The 19,959-nt window shown below is 71.5% G+C and carries 12 protein-coding genes; 6 read left to right on the top strand and 6 right to left on the bottom strand.

All coding sequences use genetic code 11. The annotated features are described in order from the left end of the window. Window positions 1-50 precede the first annotated feature (50 nt). The 3 genes from B9P64_RS20690 to B9P64_RS20680 all read left to right on the top strand — a co-directional run bounded on the left by B9P64_RS20690 (window position 51) and on the right by B9P64_RS20680 (window position 5,472). Complete coding sequence (locus tag B9P64_RS20690; protein ID WP_028309954.1) at window positions 51-524, top strand: MaoC family dehydratase; 474 nt, start codon at window positions 51-53, stop codon at window positions 522-524. 281 nt (window positions 525-805) lie between these two features. Continuing rightward, window positions 806-2,359 carry a methyl-accepting chemotaxis protein gene (locus tag B9P64_RS20685; RefSeq protein WP_028309953.1) on the top strand — a complete coding sequence of 518 codons (1,554 nt, stop codon included), beginning with the start codon at window positions 806-808 and terminating at the stop codon, window positions 2,357-2,359. Window positions 2,360-2,607: 248 nt separating this feature from the next. Further along, entirely contained in the window at window positions 2,608-5,472 is a 2,865-nt protein-coding gene (locus B9P64_RS20680) for a PAS domain-containing hybrid sensor histidine kinase/response regulator (RefSeq protein ID WP_051377767.1), read from the top strand. 167 nt (window positions 5,473-5,639) lie between these two features. Here the strand turns inward: B9P64_RS20680 and B9P64_RS20675 are convergent, their stop codons facing one another. The 3 genes from B9P64_RS20675 to glf are packed head-to-tail and all read right to left on the bottom strand — an operon-like array spanning window position 5,640 to window position 11,022. Then, a complete protein-coding gene (locus B9P64_RS20675) occupies window positions 5,640-7,442 on the bottom strand; it encodes an ABC transporter ATP-binding protein (RefSeq protein WP_139826436.1) in 1,803 nt (600 codons plus the stop codon). 5 nt (window positions 7,443-7,447) lie between these two features. Then, entirely contained in the window at window positions 7,448-8,590 is a 1,143-nt protein-coding gene (locus tag B9P64_RS20670; protein WP_028309951.1) for a glycoside hydrolase family 1 protein, read from the bottom strand. Then, window positions 8,587-11,022, bottom strand: coding sequence for a UDP-galactopyranose mutase (glf, locus tag B9P64_RS29920; protein WP_051377763.1), 2,436 nt, complete (start codon window positions 11,020-11,022; stop codon window positions 8,587-8,589). Before glf ends, B9P64_RS20670 begins: the two co-directional genes overlap by 4 nt. A gap of 171 nt (window positions 11,023-11,193) precedes the next feature. Between glf and B9P64_RS20660 the strand changes: the two genes are divergently transcribed. The 3 genes from B9P64_RS20660 (at window position 11,194) to B9P64_RS29915 (ending at window position 15,841) form a co-directional block, all read left to right on the top strand. After that, complete coding sequence (locus B9P64_RS20660) at window positions 11,194-11,712, top strand: OsmC family protein (RefSeq protein ID WP_028309950.1); 519 nt, start codon at window positions 11,194-11,196, stop codon at window positions 11,710-11,712. A gap of 65 nt (window positions 11,713-11,777) precedes the next feature. Beyond that, window positions 11,778-12,593: a 2Fe-2S iron-sulfur cluster-binding protein gene (locus B9P64_RS20655; protein ID WP_407919699.1), complete on the top strand. Its 816-nt coding sequence runs from the start codon at window positions 11,778-11,780 to the stop codon at window positions 12,591-12,593. Beyond that, window positions 12,590-15,841, top strand: coding sequence for a molybdopterin cofactor-binding domain-containing protein (locus tag B9P64_RS29915; protein ID WP_084544596.1), 3,252 nt, complete (start codon window positions 12,590-12,592; stop codon window positions 15,839-15,841). Before B9P64_RS20655 ends, B9P64_RS29915 begins: the two co-directional genes overlap by 4 nt. Before the next feature lie 101 nt (window positions 15,842-15,942). Here the strand turns inward: B9P64_RS29915 and B9P64_RS20645 are convergent, their stop codons facing one another. The 3 genes from B9P64_RS20645 to B9P64_RS20635 form a co-directional block, all read right to left on the bottom strand. Beyond that, window positions 15,943-17,775: an NAD(P)/FAD-dependent oxidoreductase gene (locus B9P64_RS20645; protein WP_028309948.1), complete on the bottom strand. Its 1,833-nt coding sequence runs from the start codon at window positions 17,773-17,775 to the stop codon at window positions 15,943-15,945. 439 nt (window positions 17,776-18,214) lie between these two features. Continuing rightward, window positions 18,215-19,312 carry a helix-turn-helix transcriptional regulator gene (locus B9P64_RS20640; RefSeq protein WP_051377761.1) on the bottom strand — a complete coding sequence of 366 codons (1,098 nt, stop codon included), beginning with the start codon at window positions 19,310-19,312 and terminating at the stop codon, window positions 18,215-18,217. A 216-nt stretch (window positions 19,313-19,528) separates the two neighbouring features. Then, window positions 19,529-19,954 (bottom strand): c-type cytochrome, encoded by a 426-nt coding sequence (locus tag B9P64_RS20635; RefSeq protein WP_235840071.1) that lies wholly within the window; start codon window positions 19,952-19,954, stop codon window positions 19,529-19,531. Window positions 19,955-19,959 lie beyond the last annotated feature (5 nt).

Genomic DNA, 19,959 nt, shown 5'->3' with positions numbered 1-19,959 from the left:
CCCGCCCTTCGCGTTGCCCGATCCCCGACAAGAACAGGAAGCCCTCCGCCATGCCCCTCTCCCGCACCCCGCTCTGGTTCGACGACCTGCATGTCGGCCTGCGCCACCGCAGCGCCGACTCCGCGCCCGTCGACACCGCCGCCATCACCGGCTTCGCCGCCGACTGGGACCCGCAGCCCTTCCACCTCGATGACGCGGCCGCGCGCGCCACGCTGTTCGGCGGCCTCGCCGCCAGCGGCTGGCACACCGCCGCCATCACCATGCGGCTGCTCGTCACCAGCGGCGTGCCGGTGGCCGGCGGCATGATCGGCGCCGGCGTCCAGCTCGACTGGCCGCGCCCCGTGCGTCCCGGCGACGTGCTGCATGTGGTGAGCGAGGTGGTCGAGCTGATCCCGTCGCGCAGCAAGCCCGACCGCGGCATCGCCGTCATCCGCAGCGAGACGCGCAACCAGCGCGACGAGGCGGTGATGGTGCAGACCGCCAAGCTCGTCGTGCCGCGCCGGAACCAAGCGCTCGGGCAATAAAGTCCGAGCTATTTCCCTGATTTGCCCGGCAAACCTCGGCCAGACCCGAACTCGCGCAAGACGGCCTCGGACTTACCCTGACTTCCTGACGACTGGCGCGCCCGGCAACGGCGAGCACGAAGGCAAGCAGCGCCCGCCGCCCCCGGCAGGCAAGTGCCAGCGATCCCCGGAGAGACACACAGGATGCGGACCTCCGCAGCGCGCTGGCAGTGGCAGTTCGTCGGCGTCGAATGAACGGAGGCCGCGCTGTTCTTCAACCGAGCCAGTGCGAGATCTCTTCCATGCCTACGCAGCCTTCCGTGACCGGTCGGGAGCATGACTATTCCGGCGCCACCACCCTCATGTCGGCCACCGATACCGACAGCCGCATCACCTACGCCAACGACGCCTTCGTGAAGGTGAGCGGCTACGAGCGCGACGCGCTCATGGGCCAGCCACACAACCTCGTGCGTCATCCCGACATGCCGCGCGAAGCCTTTGCCGACATGTGGACCACGCTGCGCGGCGGCGAATCGTGGAGCGCGCTGGTCAAGAACCGCCGCCGGGACGGCGACCACTACTGGGTGCGCGCCAACGTCACGCCGATCCGGCGCGGCGGCCAGCTGGTCGGCTACATGTCGGTGCGCACCAAGCCAGAGCCGGGCGAGACGGCGGCGGCCGAATCGCTCTACCGCGACTTCCGCGAGGGCCGCGCCACGCATCTCGCCTTCCGCAAGGGCGTGGTGGTGCGGCGCGGCGCGCTGGCCTGGACCTCGCTGCTCAAGACGATGCCGCTGCGCTGGCGCACCCGCGCGGCGGTCGCGGGCGGCGGTGCGCTGCTCACCGGCGCGGCCGCGGCCGGCGGCCTGCACGGTGCCGGACTGGCGAGCTTTGCCGGCGCCGCGACGACGGTGGCGCTGCTGTCGGCGGTCTGGCTCGAATGGCAGGTCGTGCGGCCGCTCGGCGCCGTGCTCGACCAGGCGCGCGCCGTCGCCGCCGGCAATCCCGAGCGGCTGCCGGTGCCCGACCGCGTCGACGAGATCGGCATGCTCATGCGCGCCGTCAACCAGTCGGGCCTCAACCTGCGCGCCCTGCTCGACGACGTCGAGGCGCAGAGCGGCGCGCTGCACGCGGTCAGCGCCGAGATGTCGGCCAGCGCCGAGGACCTCGGCGCGCGCACCCGCACCGTGAGCGACAGCCTGGCCAACACCGGCGACGCGATGGCGCGCATGAACCAGGTGCTCGGCCACAGCTCGGAAGGCGCGCAATCGGCGGTGGCCCTGGCCGAGACCGCGAGCAGCGTCGCCTGCCGGGGCGGCGAGGTGGTGGGTGCGGTCGTCTCGCGCATGCAGGACATCGCCGACAGCTCGCACCGCATCGCCGACATCATCGGCGTGATCGACGCGCTGGCCTTCCAGACCAACCTGCTCGCGCTCAACGCGGCGGTCGAGTCGGCGCGCGCCGGCGAACACGGACGCGGCTTTGCCGTGGTGGCGGCCGAGGTGCGCACGCTGGCCCGGCGCTCGGCCGACGCCGCGCGCGAGATCAAGACGCTGATCGGCGCGAGCGTGGCCGGCGTGCGGGACGGCTCGAAGCTCGCCGACAGCGCCGGCGTCACGATGGACGAGGTCGTGCGCCAGGTACGCCGCGTGGCCGGACTGATCGGCTCGGTCAGCCGCGACACCCGGACCCAGACCGACAGCATCGGCGCGGTGAGCGACGCGGTCGGCGAGCTCGACCGCATCACGCGCAGCAATGCCGACGTGGTCGAACGCTGCGCCGCGGCCGCCACCGCGCTGCATGCCGAGGCCGACAAGCTGGCCGAGGTGCTGCGCTTGCATCGCGGTCAGTCATGAAGTGCCGGGGCAAGTGCGCACTGACGAACGCGGGACGAACGGTAGGTCGTTGCGCGTCGCGCCACGGCCTACCGCCGTTCACCCCGTCCATCAGGCCGAGCACGCTCTACCCCGTAGTCGGTATGGAACGAGGGCTGCCCAGCCCCTATCCTGAAACGGTCATCAATCCTTCAGGGAGGCTTTGACGAGTCTCCCGGGTCGCGGGCGCGGCATCTCCGGCGACATCAACCAACAGGCAGCAGATCGTGATGGGGAGCGTGTTCGACACCGGCGGCGTGGGTTTCGTGGTGCTGCTCGCGGCGCTGATGTTCCTGTCGTGCGCGGCAGGCGCCGGCATGATCGGCAGCCTCGACGTGCTCATCACGCGGCGGCGCCTTCGCATGCTGCAAAGGCTTGCAGACAACCGCGCCGACATCGACGCCACCGTGCGCCGCGCCGCCGAGACCGAGCAGTGGTACCAGGCCATCGTCGAGGCCGCGCCGGTCGGCCTGCTGGTGGTGGACCGCGACCGCCGCATCGTCAACGTCAACCAGGCCGCGCTCGACCAGTTCGGCTACACGCGCGGCCAGCTCATCGGCATGACGGTGGAAGACCTCGTGCCGGAAGACCGCCGCGCCGGCCATGACCGCAAGGTCGAGGCCTCGTTCGGCAAGGGCGCGACGCGCCGGCTCCAAGCCACGTCGGGCATCTATGCGCGGCGCGCCGACGGCAGCGTGTTCCCGGCCGACATCCGCATCAATCCGCTGCCTGAGCGCGACGGCCGGCCGTACAAGGTCGCGGTGTCGATCGTCGACCTGACCGAGCGCCGCCTGTTCGAGACCCGCTTCCAGGCCGTGTACGACCATTCGCTCGACGGCTTCGCCTTCATCGACGCGGGCCTCGGCATGTCGCACGCGAACGCCGCGCTGCGCGGCCTGCTCGGCATCGAAAGCCCGGCGCCCGGGCTCGCCAGCTTCTGCCCGCCGCAGCAGCCCGACGGCGAGGCGAGCGGGCCGGCGCTGCGCGCGCGCCATGCGCAGGCGCTCGCCGAAGGCTCGGCTGCCTTCGAGTGGAGCTTCCGCCATGCGAGCGGCGAGGCCCGACCCTGCCGCGTGAACTTCGTGCGCATCCAGCTCGGTGCCGAGACGACCGTGCTCGCCTCGGTGCTCGACCTGCGCGAGGCCAAGGCCGCCGAGGCGGCGCTGCACGAGGCGCGCCGCCGCGCCGAGGACGCCGCCGCCGCCAAGAGCCGCTTCCTGGCCAACATGAGCCACGAGATCCGCACACCGATGAACGCGATCATCGGCTTCGCCGATCTGGCGCTGCGCACCGATCTCACGCGCCAGCAGCACGACTACGTGCAGAAGGTGCACGGCGCGGGCGTGTCGCTGCTGCGCATCATCGACGACATCCTCGACTTCTCGAAGATCGAGGCCGGCCATCTCGCGCTGGAGCGCACCGAGTTCGACCTCGACGAGGTGCTCGCGGGCGTGGCCGCCGTCACGAGCCACAGCGCGGCGAAGAAGAACATCGAATACCTCTTCGACGTGTCGGTCGGGCTGCCGCGCCGGCGCGTCGGCGATCCGCTGCGGCTCACGCAGGTGCTGGTCAACCTTGCCACCAACGCGATCAAGTTCACCAGCGCCGGCGAGGTGCGTATCGCCTGCGAGGCCGACCCGACCGATCCCGACCTGCTGCATTTCGCGGTGGCCGACACCGGCATCGGCATCGCGCCCGACCAGATCGGCCGGCTGTTCGACGCCTTCACCCAGGCCGACGGCTCGACCTCGCGGCGCTTCGGCGGCACCGGCCTCGGGCTGTCGATCTCGCGCCAGCTGGTGCGGCTGATGGGCGGCGAGATCTCGGCCACCAGCAAGCCGGGCGAGGGCAGCTGCTTTCGCTTCAGCGCGCGGCTCGACCATGCCCGGCGCGATCCACGTCTCGATGCGCTCGGACGCGACGGCATCGCGGGCGCGCATGTGCTCGTGGTCGATGACAACACCAATGCGCGCGACCTCGTGCGCTCGACCCTGGGCGAGCTGGGCTGCCGCGTCGAGGAGGCCGAGAACGGCATCCGCGCGCTGGCGCTGGCGCATGCGGCCGAGCGCGCCGGCGATCCCTTCGCGCTCGTGGTGTCCGACTGGCGCATGCCCGGCATGACCGGCACCGACATGGCCGGCGCGCTGCGTGCCACCAGCGATCCGGCGCGCCTGCCACGCGTGGTGCTGCTCACCGCCCATCTGCCCGACGAAGTCGCGGCCGACGCGCGCGAGACGGGCGTGGCGGCGGTGCTGTCCAAGCCGCTCAATCCGCGCCTGCTGCATCGCGTGATGGCCGACCTCGCGCTCGAACGCGCGGCCGGCGCGGCCTCGCCCCGGCTCGCCGACATCGAACCTCGGCTGGCCGGCCGGCGCGTGCTGCTGGTCGAGGACAACCTGCTCAACCGCCAGATCGCGGTCGCGATGCTGGAGGCGGCAGGCGTCATCGTGGGCATCGCCGGCGACGGCCAGGAAGCGCTCGACCAGCTCGACGCGCCCGGCGCGCGCTGGGACGCGGTGCTCATGGATGTGCAGATGCCCGGCATGGACGGCCTGACCGCCACGCGCGCGATCCGCGCCGACCGCCGCCACGACGCGCTGCCCGTCATCGCGCTCACGGCCCACGCCCTGCCCGACGAGCGCGAACGCTCGCTGGCCGCCGGCATGAACGCCCACCTCACCAAGCCGATCGATTCGCGCCTGCTGCTGCGCACGCTGGCGGCCTGCATCGACGCCCGCGCCGACGCTCCCGAGAGAACACCCGTGCCCGCGCCCGTGCCGATGCCGGCGCCGCCCTTCGAGCGGCTGCGCGCGCGGCTCATGGAACAGTTCCGCGGCCATCACGCCGGCACCGCCGCCGCGATCGCCGCCAGCCTCGGGCTCGACCGCGCGACCGCGAGCCGGCTCGCGGCCGATCTCCAGGCCGACGCCGCCTGCCTCGGCCTCGATGGCGTGGCCGAGCTGGCCGCCACCATCGAGCGCCAGTTGCAGGACAAGCGCTCGACGCGCGGCATCCAGGCGACCGTGAGCGAGCTGGCCGACGCGCTCGCCGCCGTGCTCGACGACGACGCGCCACTCGGCAATCAGGCCGCCTGAAGCGGTCGCGCGTCTCAGCGCACCTCGTCGATCGCCAGGATCGCGCTCGCGCCGTGGCGGCCGCCGCCCGGCTCCGTCTGCGCCGGCGGCCTCGATCACGAGCGAGCGCGTCTGCGGCGCGGTGGCCGCGTCACAGGCGAAGGTGCCGGTCGGCTATAGCCCGCGCCTCAGCGCCGCGCCGACGCGCTCGGCGCGCCATCGCTGGCCGCCGCCTGCTGCGAGCGCCACAGCCGCCCGAACGCCCCGCCCCGCGCGCGCAGCTCCGCTGGCGTGCCGTCCTCGACGAGACGACCGGCCTCCAGCACCAGGATGCGGTCAAAGCGGTCGAGCGTTGACAGCCGATGCGCCACCGCCACCACCGTGCAGTCCTGCATCAGGTTGACCAGCGCGCGCTGAACCTCGTGCTCGGTATGACTGTCGAGCGCCGAGGTTGCCTCGTCCATCAGCAGCACCGGCGCGCAGCGCAGGAAGGCCCGGGCGATGCCGATGCGCTGGCGCTGCCCGCCCGACAGCGTCGCGCCGCGCTCGCCCACGAGCGTGTCGTAGCCCTGCGGCAGCTGGCGGATGAACTCGTGGCAGCAGGCATGGCGCGCGGCGGCCTCGACCTCGTCATCGCTCGCATCGGGGCGGCCGTAGCGGATGTTGTCGCGCACGCTGCGGCGGAACAGCACCACCTCCTGCGGCACGACGGCGATCTGCTCGCGCAGGCTGTCCTGCGCCACCTCGGCCAGGCACTGGCCGTCGATGAGGATGCGGCCCTGCTGCGGATCGTCGAGGCGCTGGATCAGGCTCACGAGCGTGCTCTTGCCCGAGCCCGACGGCCCCACCAGCCCCACGCGCTGGCCCGGCTCGATCACGAGGTTGAAATGCTCCAGCACGCGCCGGCCGTCCGGATAGGCGAAGCCCACGTCCTCGAACACGATGCGCCCGCCATGCGGCCGGAAGGCGCGCGCGCCCTGCTGGTCGGGCAAGGCATGCGGCGCGGCCAGCACCCTGAGCGTGTCGGCAATCGCGCCGAACTGCTGGGCCATGCCCACCAGCGCCAGCGCCAGGTCGCGCGAGCCATGCAGGATGCGGAAGGTGAGCGCGCTCACCAGCACCACGTCGCCGGGCGTGATGGCGCGGCGCTGCCACAGCAGGATGGCCCAGGCCAGCATGCCGCCCGCCATCAGCCACAGGCAGAGGTCGTGCAGCAGGCGGGCCTTCTCCAGGTACATCCAGCTGCGGCGCTGGGCCGCCGCCTCGACGCCGAACTCCCGCGCCAGCCGGTCGCGCTCGCGGCGGCGCGCGGCAAACGCCTTGACCGCCCAGACGTTGCTCACCACGTCCACCAGCTCGCCGCCGACCTTCGACGCCAGCTCCGCATAGCGGTGATGCACCGTGCGCCCGCGCATCCCGAAGCCGCCGATCACCGCCGCCACGAAACCCACGCAGGCCGTCAGCGCCAGGGCCATGCGCCAGTCGACCGTGAACAGCACGAGCACCGCGCCGACGAAATCCACCACCGGCGGCAGCACGTTCCAGGTGAGCGTGCCGAGGATGGCGCCTGTCGCGGCGGCCGCCGCCGTCACGCGCGCGCCGACCGAGCCGACCAGGTGCTCGCGGAAATAGCGCATCGCATGGCCGGTGAGGTGGTCGAACAGATCGACGCGGATGTCCACGCCGCTCGCCACCACGGCGCGCGCGCCAAGCCAGCCGCCGATGCGCCACAGCACGCTCTCCAGCGCAATCAGCGCGAGGAAGAAGCCGAAGGGATGCCAGACCGCCGCGCGGTCGCCGCTGGCCATCGCGTCCACCAGCAGCTTCATGCCGACCTGCACCGCCACCGCGCAGGCCGCCGCGAGCGTGATGGCCGCGAACAGCGCGCCGAACAGCCAGCGCCGCGCCTTCACGTAGCGCGCGAGGAAGGCGAGCGGCCGGTCGGGAATGGGACCGGTGAGGACGCGTGCCTGCCGGTCATCGCCGCTCACGGCGCTCAGGCCGGCAGCCGCGCGCGGGAAGGCGATCGCGCGGCGAAGGCGTCCACCTGACGCGCGAGCGCGAACAGCATCGGCTCGTGCGGCGGGCGCCGGCCGTCGGCGTCGGCATGGCTCCAGCAGCCGGTGGCGCAATGGCGCTCGTCGACCCAGCCGGGGTAGTCGAACACCGGATAAAGGCAGATGCCGCCGACCGGCGTGCCGGCGTCGATCGCGGCCATCACCTCGGCGCACACGAGGTCGAGCCAGGGTGCGCGCATCGGGCCTTCGGCGCCGGTCTCGGCCAGCAGCAGCGGCCGGCCGTAGCGCCGGTGCACCTCGGCCAGCAGGTGGCGCAGCGGGCGGTGTTCCGGATGGCTCGGCGGGAGGGTCTCGGCGCCGAAGTACCACTGATTGTCGGGGTAGTAGTTGATGCCGATGACGTCGAGGTAGTCGGGGCTGCCGCCGAGGCCGGGCCAGAGGTTGCCGGCAAGCATGTCCCAGCCCTGGTACTGCGCCTCGTGATGGCCGGCGGCGGCGAGCGCCTGCTCGGGCGTGGCGCCGGGCGGGCTGGCGACGCGGATCAGCGGATCGACATTGAGGATGCGGGCGCGCGGATCGACCGAGCGCACCGCGTCGATGCCGGCGATGGCGGCGCGCACGAGCTGGTGCTTGAGCTCGAAGCCGCGCGCCTGCGCGAGCGGATTGAACAGCCCCGCGTCGCCGCCGGCCCAGGCCCAGTACGAGATCTCGTTGACCGGGCACCACCACGGCACCTCGTCCGACTGGTCGCGCACCACCTCGGCGGCGGCGCGCGCGAAGGCCGCGAAGCGCTCGACGAAGGCCGGGCGCCAGATGTCGATGTCGTCGGGCCAGCCGTAATGGCAGAGGTCCCACACCACCGGCACGCCGGCCTCGCACGCCGCGTCGAGCATCGGCAGGAAGCTCGACCAGTCGTAGCGGCCGGGGGAGGTCTCGATGAGGTGCCAGCGCAGGCCATCGCGCGCGGCGCGCATGCCGTGGGCGGCGACGAGGGCATAGTCGGCGGCGGCAAGACGGTCGTGCCCGGTCGCGGCAATGAGATCGAGCCGGCGGCCGTCATGGCGCCGGTGGGTGGAGCACTCGAAGCCGGCCATGAAGAAGCTGTCGAACAGAGGCGTCATCCGGCCACTCCCGCCAGCACGCGGCCGGTCTCCATCTGCTCGATGCGGTGGTAGGTGGCGAGCGCCTGGGCGACCACCTGGTCCATGTTGTAGTACCGGTAGGTCGCGAGCCGGCCGACGAAGGTCACGTCATGCCGGCGGTCGGCGAGCGCGCGGTAGCGCTCGTAGAGCGCGGCGTTCTCGGGGCGCGGGACCGGGTAGTAGGGATCGCCGGTGGCCGACGGGTACTCGCGCGTGATGCTGGTGCGGCGGTGCTGCTGCCCGGTCAGGTGCTTGTATTCGGTGATGCGCGTGTACTGCACCTCGGGTGACGGATGGTTGACCACCGCCACCGGTTGCAGCCATTCGCGGTCGAGTGTCTCGTGCTCGAAGCGCAGCGAGCGATAGGGCAGCTGCCCGAAGCGGTAGCCGAAGAAGGCATCGACCGGCCCGGTGTAGATGAGGTGGCCATAGCGCAGCTCATGCCGGATGTCCTCGAAGTCGGTGTTGAGCATGAGCCGGATGTTCGGATGGTCGAGCAGGTTCTCGAACATCCGCGTGTAGCCGTGCAAAGGCATGCACTGGTGACGGTCGAGGAAGTAGCGGTCGTCGGTGCCGGTGCGTGCCGGCACCCGCGCCGTGACCGACCGGTCGAGCCGTGCCGGGCTCGTGCCCCATTGCTTGGTGGTGTAGCCCTTGAAGAACTTCTCGTACAGCTCGCGGCCGACCTGGCTCAGCACCATCTCCTCGGCATTGCGCGGCTCGGCGATCGGCAGCGCGCGGCTCGCCAGAAAGGCGGCCGCGGTGTCGGGCGTGAGGTCGAGGTCGTAGAGCGTGTTGAGCGTGGTGAGGTTGATCGGCACCGGCACCAGCTTGCCGTCCACGCTCGCGAGCACGCGGTGCTCGTAGTCGCGCCATTTCGTGAAGCGCGACAGGTAGGCGAGCACCGCGTCGGAATTGGTGTGGAAGATGTGCGGCCCGTAGCGGTGGACGAGCAGGCCGGCGTCGTCATGATGGTCGAAGGCATTGCCGCCGATGTGCGGCCGGCGGTCGGTGACAAGCACCCGCTTGCCGAGGCCGACGGCCAGCCTCTCGGCGAGCACCGCGCCCGCGAAGCCGGCGCCGACGATGAGGTAGTCGAAGCCCGGCGCGCGTGGTCTTGCAAAGGTTTGCACGGCGGCGATCCGGTGTGCGTCTCCGGGCGGCGGTCGGCTGCGCGCAGCCTCGCGCAAGCAGTCGAGCATGCGGGCGGCGGTGTCGTCCCAGGACATGCCGGCGATGGCGGCATCGGCGCGCGCGCGCACCGCGCCGGTGTCGGCGGCCAGTTCGTCGAGCGCGGTGGCGATCGCGGCGCCGAATTCAGCGGCCGTGGCGGCGATGCGCACCACGCCGCTGTCGCCGTAGCCGCGCACCACGTCACGGATCGGCGTCGAGACGACGGGGCGTCCGCCGGCGAGGTACTCGGGCGTCTTGGTCGGGCTGATGAAGCGCGTCGCCTCGTTGAGAGCAAAGGGCATGAGCGCCACGTCCCAGCCGGCGAGATAGGCCGGCAGCTCGTCGTAGGTGCGCGGACCGAGCCAGTGCAGGTTGTCGCGGTGGGGCAGCGTGGCGGTGTCGATCTTGACGATCGGCCCGATCATCACGAACTGCCAGTCGGGATGGCGGAAGGCCAGTTCATCGAGCAGGTCGAGGTCGATCCGCTCGTCGATCACGCCATGGAAGCCGAGGCGCGGATGCGGCAGGTCGGCCTGGTCCTCCGGCTCGTCAAGGTCGTCGCGCGCGGCGGCGAAATGCGCCACGTCCACGCTGCTCGGGAAGGCGTGCACGTTGGCATGACGTTCGCGCTTGGCCTCGTGCAGGCTGTGGCCGCCGGTAAACACCACGTCGGCGCGCGCGAGCAGTTCGGTCTCGCGGTCGAGCAGCGCGGCCGGCGCGCCACGGAAGGCCGACAGCTCGTCCATGCAGTCGTACACGACGAGCCGCGCGGCCCAGTGGGCGCTGAAGCCGAGCGCCATCGGCGTGTAGTACCAGAGCACTGGCTCGCGCACGCCGGCGGCGGCGAAGTAGTCGCCGAACAGGCGGCGCTGCGCCGCGTCGGCGGCTTCGCCCGAACAGCCGCGCGGCAGCCGGGGCACGACCACGCGCACGCCGCCGGGCACGTCATGCACGTCGAGCCGGGGCTCGGCCTCGTCGCAGGCGATCGGCTCCTCGACGAACAGCACGCGATGGCTCTTGGCGAGCCGCCCCATCACATGCTGCGGACGCTGCCAGACGAAGTTCCAGCGCAGGTGCGACAGGCACACGAGCGGTGGCAGCGCGCTGGCCGGAAAGCCCGATGCGCCGGCACCGGCATCGAGGGTGTCGAAGCGCTTGCGGCGCATCGGATCGGTCGCGCGCGGCGTGCCGCCGCCGAGCGCATGAATGGCGCTCTGGTGAGTTCCAGCCCAGCTCATTGCCTTCCCCTTGCAATCGATACCGCCCGGGGATCGGGCTGAACCGTTGATGCACGGTAGAAGGGCAAGCTCCCGCTTCACGAAAAGCTACATGTGGCGGACTCTGCATACATCCGCGCCGGCGAGCATGCTGCCGGTCCGACAACGCCCCGGCATAAATGGAGACAGACGATGAACGCCGATGACCTGCGCGCCCTGCAAACCCCGATCAAGGACCGCTACCGCGTCGATCCCGCGAGCGCCGTCATCACGCTGCGCGCCAGCGGCCGCGCGGGCGAAGGCATCACCTGCCGCGTCGACACCGGCCGTGCGCTGGTCGAGGCCGGGCTGCATCCGGCCACCGGCGGCGACGGCCTCGCGGCCTGCTCGGGCGACATGCTGCTGGAGGCGCTCGTGGCCTGTGCCGGCGTCACGCTCAAGGCGGTGGCGACGGCGCTCGGCATCGCGCTGCGCGACGCCCGCGTCGAGGCCGAGGGCGATCTCGACTTCCGCGGCACGCTCGGCGTGGACAAGGAAGCGCCCGTGGGTTTTCGCGCGATCCGGCTGCGCTTCACGCTCGACACCGACGCGGGCGCCGACCAGATCGCCACGCTGCTCAAGCTGACCGAGCGCTACTGCGTCGTGTACCAGACGCTCGCGAAGCCGGCCCTGCTGGCAACGAGCCACGAGGTCGGTCCGGTCGCGGGCTGACCGGCAGCGGGCCGCTTGGCCGCGCCCGCGGCACCCGGCGCGGATGACCGTCGCGCGACAGCCCGGTGCCCGCCCCGGTCACGCACCGACACCGCGCGCCCGACGCCCGCCCGTCGCCCTGTCGGCTCCTCGCCGACAGCCGACTCAGCCCGTTACCAGGCTCGCGCGCGCCGCCCGCCGCCGCGCCAAAGAATCCTCCGCCAGCGGCCATGCCGCAGCGCCGGAGGATTCCCATGCAAGCCGCCCCGCCCGAGCCCGTCACGCTCACGCTCGACATCAACCGCGAGCGCCGCACCGTCACTGTGGACGCGCGCACCACCCTGCTCGACCTGCTGCGCGAGACCCTCGGCCTCACCGGCACCAAGAAGGGCTGCGACCACGGACAGTGCGGCGCCTGCACCGTGCTGGCCGACGGCCGCCGCATCAACGCCTGCCTCAGCCTCGCCGCGATGCACGACGGCGGCAGCGTCGTGACGATCGAGGGCCTCGCCATCGACGCGCGCAACCTGCATCCGCTCCAGGCCGCCTTCGTCGCGCATGACGCCTTCCAGTGCGGCTACTGCACGCCGGGGCAGATCTGCTCGGCGGCCGGCATGCTCGACGAACTCGCGGCCGGCGCGCCGAGCCTCGTGACCGACCCCGGCTGCGCGATGGCGGTCGCCACCGACGCCGAGATCCGCGAGCGCATGAGCGGCAATCTCTGCCGCTGCTCGGCCTATCCCAACATCGTCGCCGCGATCCGCGAGGTGGCCGACACGCCGGTGGCCGACGACAGCCACACCGCGCTCGACGACGCCGACGCCGGCCCGCGCGCCGAACCCGCCGGCCCGGCCATGCCCGCCGCCGCCGCGCCCGGCCATCCGACCGGAGGCGCCGCATGAAGCCCTTCGCCTTCCGCCGCGCCGCCACGCCCGACGAGGCGCTCGCGCAGGCCACCGACGGCTTCGCGCGCTACATCGCGGGCGGGACCAATCTGCTCGACCTCATGAAGCTGGAGATCGAAGCGCCCGCGACCATGGTGGACATCAACCGCCTCGCGCTCGACCGCATCCAGCCGCTGCCGGGCGGCGGCCTGCGCATAGGCGCGCTGGCGCGCAACGCCGATCTCGCCGCCGACGGCCTGGTGCGCGAGCACTGGCCGCTGCTGTCGCGCGCGCTGCTCTCGGGCGCGTCGGCCCAGATCCGCAACCGCGCCACCACCGCCGGCAACCTGCTCCAGCGCACGCGCTGCAACTACTTCTACGACCCGGCCCAGCCCTGCAACAAGCGCGAGCCCGGCAGCGGCTGCGGCGCGATGGAAGGCTTCAACCGCATGAACGCCATCCTCGGCGGCAGCCCGAGCTGCATCGCCGTGCATCCGTCGGACATGGCGGTGGCGCTGCGCGTGCTCGACGCCGAGATCGAGACGCTCACGCGCGACGGCCGGCGCCGCAGCATTCCGCTCGGCCAGTTCCACCGCCTGCCCGGCGACACGCCGCACATCGAGACCGCGCTGGAGGAAGGCGAACTGGTGACCGGCGTGCTGCTGCCGCCGGCGCCGGTCGGCAGCCAGCATTACGTGAAGGTGCGCGACCGGGCGTCGTATGCGTTTGCGCTGGTGTCGATCGCGGCGGTGGTGGACGTGGCCGACGGCCGCATCCGCGCGGCGCGGCTCGCCTTCGGCGGGATCGCGCCCAAGCCCTGGCGCGACCCGGACGTGGAGGCACTGCTGTCCGGCGCGCCCGCGAGCGACGCGACCTTCGCCGACGCGGCCCGTCTGCTGCTGCGCAATGCGCGCGGCCACGGCCACAACGATTTCAAGATCCCGCTGCTCGAACGCACGTTCGAAGCCCTGCTGCACGACGCCTGCGGCCTGAGCCACACCAACGGCCACGATCCGCACGCGCCCACGCCCGCCGACCTGCGTCTGGCCCAGCCCGACCGCGGCAGCGAGCCGGTGGTCGTGCGGGCCGACGGTAGCGCCGCCGACGCGCCGGCCGGCCCGATCGGCCAGCCGCTGCCGCGTGTGGAAGGGCGGCTCAAGGTGACGGGGCAGGCGCGCTATGCGCATGAGGTGCGCGACCTTGCGGCGCCGATGCAGGTGACGGCGCCGAGCACGGGCGCGGCCACGGCGCAAGGCGTTGCGCCCGTGCCGTCCGCCGCCGCGCAGGGTGGCAGCCGCGCGCACGCGCATGGCGTCATCGTCGGCGCGACCGCCGCGCGCGGTCGCATCACGCAGCTCGACACGCGCGTGGCCGAGACCCTGCCCGGCGTGCTGCTCGTGCTCACGCATCGCAACATGCCGCGCCAGGGCCGCCCGGACGACGGTGCCGCGCCGCAGATGACGAGTGACCGCATCGACCAGTACGACCAGCCCGTCGCCCTCGTCGTCGCCGACAGCCTCGAAGCCGCGAGCGCCGCCGCGCGCCGCATCGAAGTGACGATCGAGCCCGACCTGTCCGGCGCCCGCTACGACATCGAGGCCGCGCGCGAAGCCGCCGTCACGCCCAAGGCAATGATCCGTCCGCCCGAGAGCATCGTCGGCAACCTCGACCGCGCGATGCGCGAGGCGCCCTTCACGCTCGACGCCACCTGGACCACGCCGCACCAGAGCCATGCCGCGATGGAGCCGCACGCCGCCGTCGCCGACTGGGACGGCGACGCCCTCACCGTGCATTGCGCCAACCAGATGGTGCAGCGCGCGCCGAAGATCCTTGCCGCCACCTTCGGCCTGCCCGAGGCAAAGGTGCATTGCATCAGCAGCTTCATCGGCGGCGGCTTCGGCGGCAAGCTGGAGGTGCGCGCCGAAACCGTGCTCGCCACCGCCGCCGCGCTCGCGCTCAAGCGCCCGGTGCGCGTGATGCAGACGCGCCAGCAGGTCTTCCACAACACCTCGCACCGCAGCGCGACGGTGCAACGCATCCGGCTCGCGGCCGACGAGAGCGGCGTGCTGAGCGGCCTCGGGCACGAGGTGCTCGCGAGCAACCGGCCGGGCGCCCACTTTTACGAGATGGCGGCCGACCAGACCCGCTCGCTCTACGCCGCCGCGCACCGCCGCACCACGCATCGGCTCGCGCCGCTCGACCTGCCGGAGTCGGCGTCGATGCGCGCGCCGGGCGAGGCCGTCGGCCTGCTCGCGATCGAGGGCGCGATGGACGAGCTGGCCGAGATGCTCGGCCTCGACCCGATCGAGCTGCGCATCCGCAACGAGCCCGAGGTCGATCCCGAGAGCGGCGCGCCCTTCTCCACCCGCCGCCTCGTCGATTGCATGCTGCACGGCGCGCGCCGCTTCGGCTGGGCCGACCGGCCGCTCACGCCCGCCAACCGCCGCGAGGGCCGGCTGTGGATCGGCACCGGCATGGCCGCCGCGATCCGCGGCAACCTGCTGCAACCCGCGAGCGCCCGCGTGCGCCTGGACGAAGCCGGCGCCACCGTCGAGACCTCGATGACCGACATCGGTACCGGCAGCTACACCGTGCTGGCGCAGATCGCCGCCGAGACGCTCGGCCTGCCGGTCGAGCGCATCACCGTGCGCCTCGGCGACAGCCGCCTGCCCGCCGGCCCCGGCAGCGGCGGCAGCTGGGGCGCGAACAGCTCCGGCATGGCCGTGCGCCTCGCCTGCGAGAAGCTGCGCGACAAGCTCGCGGGCACCGGCGAACGCACCGGCAGCGCCAGCGCCGACTTCAAGCCCGGCGACGAGCTGAAGACGTATTCGCAATACAGCTACGGCGCCCACTTCGCCGAGGTGTCGGTGGATGACGCGACCGGCGAGGTGCGCGTGCGCCGCATGCTCGGCGTGTTCGAGGCCGGGCGGCTGCTCAATGCGCGCACCGCGCGCTCGCAGGCGCTGGGCGGGATGATCTTCGGCATCGGCAGCGCGCTGATGGAGGAACTCGCGGTGGACGCGAAGCGCGGCTTCTTCGTCAACCACGACCTCGCCAACTACCACGTGCCCGCGCATGCCGATGTGCCGGCGCTGGAGGTGGAATTCCTGGAGAGCTTCGACGACAAGGCCAATGCGCTCGGCGGCAAGGGCCTAGGCGAACTGGGCATCAGCGGCGCGGGCGCCGCGATCGCCAACGCGGTCTGGCATGCCTGCGGCGTGCGCGTGCGCGACTACCCGATCACGCCGGACAAGCTCATGCGCTGAACATGGCATGGCCGCGCGATCCGGAGGAGAGCCAGACCGCGCGGCCACGTTCAAACACGACGCGCGGCCCGGGAGAGAGCCGGACCGCGTGCCCCCCCGCTTCAGCCCTTGTGATGCACCTCCTGCAGGCCGTACACCGGCGTCGGGATGCCCTCGTAGCGCGCCTTGAGTTGCAGCGACAGGTATTGCGAGTAATGGCGCGACTGGTGCAGGTTGCCGCCGTGGAACCAGAGGTTGTTCACCTGCGTCGGCTTCCACATGTTGCGCAGCTCGCCTTCCCAGGGGCCGGGGTCCTTGGTGGTGTCGGAGCCGAGCCCCCAGCACTTGCCGACCTTGTCCGCCACCTCCTGCGACACGAGCTTGGCGACCCAGCCGTTCATCGAGCCGTAGCCGGTCGCGTACACCACCAGATCGGCCGGCAGCTCGGTGCCGTCCTTCATGAGCACACCGTTCTCGGTCAGGCTCTCGATGCCGACGCGGCTCTTGAGCTTGATGCTGCCGTTGGCCACCAGCTCGCTCGCGCCCACGTCGATGTAGTAGCCCGAGCCGCGCCGCAGGTACTTCATGAACAGCCCCGAGCCGTCATCGCCGAAGTCGAGCATGAAGCCCGCCTTCTCCAGCCGGCCGTAGAAGTCGGCGTTGTCCTTCTTCATCTGCTCGTACACGGGGATGTGGAAGGTATGCATGATCCGGAACGGGATCGACGCGAAGGTCAGGTCGGCCTTGTAGGTCGTCATGCCCTTCTCCACCGCGTCCTCCGAATACAGCCCGCCGAGCGCCAGCTTCATGAGCGAATCGCTCGGCGCGATGTGGGTCGAGGTGCGCTGGAGCATCGTCACGTCGGCGCCGTTCTCCCACAGCGCGGCGCAGATGTCGTGCGCCGAGTTGTTCGAGCCGATCACGACCACCTTCTTGCCCTTCCATTCGTCGCCGCCGCGATGCTGGCTCGAATGCTCCTGCCGGCCCTTGAAGATGTCCTGACCGGGAATCTTCGGGATGTTGGGCACGCCCGACATCCCGAGCGCGAACACCACATGCGTCGGCCGCAGCGTGACGGGCTTGCCCTCGCGCAGCACGTTGACGGTCCATTCGCCGGTGGCCGGGTCCTGCTCGGCATGCTGGCACTCGGTCGATGACCAGTAGTTCAGCTCCATGATCTTCGTGTAGGCCTCGAGCCAGTCGCCGATCTTGTCCTTCGGGCAGAACACGGGCCAGTCGTCCGGGAACGGCAGGTAGGGCAGGTGGTCGTACCAGACCGGATCGTGCAGGCAGAGCGACTTGTAGCGCTTGCGCCAGGCGTCGCCCGGGCGCTCGTGCTTGTCGACGATGAGCGTCGGCACGCCCAGGCGCCGCAGCCGCGCGCCGAGACCGATGCCGCCCTGGCCGCCGCCGATGATCAGCACATAGGGCTGCCGGCTGTAGCCCAGCTCGGCCTGCTCTTCCTGGCGCAGTTCGAGCCAGGTCTTGCGGCCGGGATTCACGCCGTGCTCGGCGCCCTTGATGCGGTTGCGGCCCTTCTTCTCCTCGTGACCCTTCAGCTCGGTCATCGTCGTGAGCAGGGTCCAGCCGAGGCCGTTCTTGAGGCGCACATAGCCGCGACCGCGCGCGACGGCGGTCTCGAAGGTGAACCAGCCGCTCGTGATGCCGTCGGCGTCGGTCGCGTCCTGTTCCTCCTCGGTGCGGAAGTTCGACGGCTTCACGTCGGCGAGGCGGGCTTCGAGCAGATCGCGGATCTGGTCGCGGCCTTCCACCGTCTTTAGGTTCCAGGTGAAGGCCACGAGGTCGCGCCAGTAGCACTCGTCGCCGAACAGCGCGAGCGCGGCCTGCACGTCCTGCGCGGCGAGCGCGGCCTCGAAGCGGCCGAGCCAGTCGGCGAGCTTCGCGGCGGCGGGATTGGCCGCGACTTGCGCGGCCGGGGTGACGCTGGCGGTCATGAGCTGTCTCCTCCGAAGGTTGGCCGGGCGGATGCCGGCCTCGGGAGGAGTGGTGCAAGTTGTTGCGCCGCAATGATTTCAGGCAAAGCCATCATCGGTGCGGTTGCGCGACTTGCCTGCCTTCCCTGGTGACATGACGGGCCATCTGCCCGACCACAAGCCCAGGCCCGGCATGCTGCGACGCCGCACGACATGTCGCTTTCCGCTGCCGCAGCGACAGGTGTCGCCGATCGTGCCTGCGACGACTGTCTACGCGTGCAGCGCCAACGCGGCGCCATGAAGCGTGGTGATGCGACAGCTTCTTCACCTGAGAAGTCCCGGCCCGGAAAAATCGCTGCGGCCCGCGGCACCGGTCATTGGCCAATCTCCCGTGGGCGCTGCCCATCGCGCCGCTCGAACCGCATTACCCCAAGCCCTCAGCCAAGGGCGGGCGCCCGGCTCACTCCCGCCCGAACAGCAGCGCGCGCTGCACCAGTTCCGCCTGCCGCGAGCAGTCCATGCGACGCATCAGATCGACGACATGGCTGCGCACGGTCAGCACGCCGCAGCCGAACCGCTCGGCCAACTGCTTGACCGACTCACCCGAGCACAGACCATGAAGCACGCGAGCCTGCGCGGGCGTGATCGGGAATGCCGCCTGCAACTGCTCCGGACTCGGCAGCGCCGGCGGCGTCCGCAGTTCGGCCTGCGTGATCACCCACCGGTCCGCCCCCGTGAGTCGTGCCGCCGCCGGCAAGGGCAGCAGTTCGAGATGCATCGACTGTCCTTCGCCGATGCGGCAGTCCAGCCGCCCACGGACACCGGACATGGCGCCGCGCAACGCGGCCGCGAAACCTTCGCGCAGTCGGCCGTCGACGATGCCGAGCCGATTGCCGCGGATGCGGCCATGCGCCGGCGAGCCCAGCACCTCGCCTTCGAGGCTCCGGCCGTCGAGCGACGCGACATTCCAGTTCTCGTCGACCAGGAACACCAGTGCGCCGCCATGCTGCAGAACCTCGTGGATCGAGCGGCGCACCGCGCCGGTCCGGGTGAAGCATTCCGCGAAGGTCTCGCGCGCCTGATCCGAAAGCTCGCCCATCGCGCCGGAATGCAGTTGGGCGGCCGACACCGGGAGCCGCGTCGAGCGCAGGAGCGTGATGCCCGCGATCACGCCCGGGGACACATGCAAGGCCAGCGCGATCACCTGCTGCATCCCGTAGCGGCGCAGCAGATTGAAGAAGGGCTGGCTGCCCCATCGCTCGTCGGGAAAGGCCTCGTCACTGACCTGCCAATGCAGGCGCATTCGACCCTTCAGCGCGTTTTGCAGCAGGAGGTCGTACTGGTAGTAGTGCTCGCTGTATTCGGCCTGGAGCCCGGGGTCAACGCCGGTATGTTCATGCGCGAGCACCTGCTGGTCGGCGCTGCGCCAGACCAGCACGCTGGCCGTGTCGGCACCGACCAACTGGGCAAAGGACTTGCCGACATCGAGCCAACCTCCCTCGCCGCCCGCCACCGCCTGCAGGCTGTCACGGGCCTGCGCAAATACGATCTTGTCCATCGAACCGTCCCGTCGCCGTCAGCCTGCGAGGCAATCGACCCCAAAGTTGCGACGAATCTGGACGGACGATCCGGCACTGACAAGGGTGCGGCATTTGCCCTAGGCGGCCGCCAGCAGGCACTCGGCCGAACCACCGGCATCCTCGGCAGCCCCAAAAAAACAGGCCGCACAAGGCGGCCCGAAGTGGAGTGGAACGGAGGAGAAGCAGCGGGCGCGTCAGCGTGTCGGCGCCTCGGTCGAGAGCTGGCGCAGATAAGCCACCAGCTCCCAGATCTGCTCGGTCGAGAACGCCGTGCCCCAGGGCGGCATCACATCCGCCCCGTTGTTGCGCCCGTTCACGATGGTCTGGAACGCCGCCTCGGGCTCGAAGTCGGGCCGGCCCTTGAAGTTGGGCGCCTTCCCGCCCTCGCCGCCATTGCCGTGGCAATAGGCCGCGCAGGTCTGGTTGAAGCGCTTGCGCCCGGCATCGATGCGCGCCGGATCGTCGAGGTCGAAGGGCGCGGCGGCCACCGCCGCCTTCGCCTCGGGCGGCGGCGGGCTCACATGCGCCCAGGCCGCCGCCGTGCCGGCCGCCACCAGCCCGGCCAGCAGCAGCGCCCGACCGGCGATCCGGCCCGATGAAAAGAGGCATTCGCCGATCATCTTCT

This window comes from Derxia lacustris (genome assembly GCF_002105195.1).
GTDB classification, from domain to species: Bacteria; Pseudomonadota; Gammaproteobacteria; order Burkholderiales; family Burkholderiaceae_E; genus Derxia; species Derxia lacustris.
Note: the sequence above shows the minus strand (reverse complement) of the source record. Positions and strands in the feature narration are given on the sequence as shown.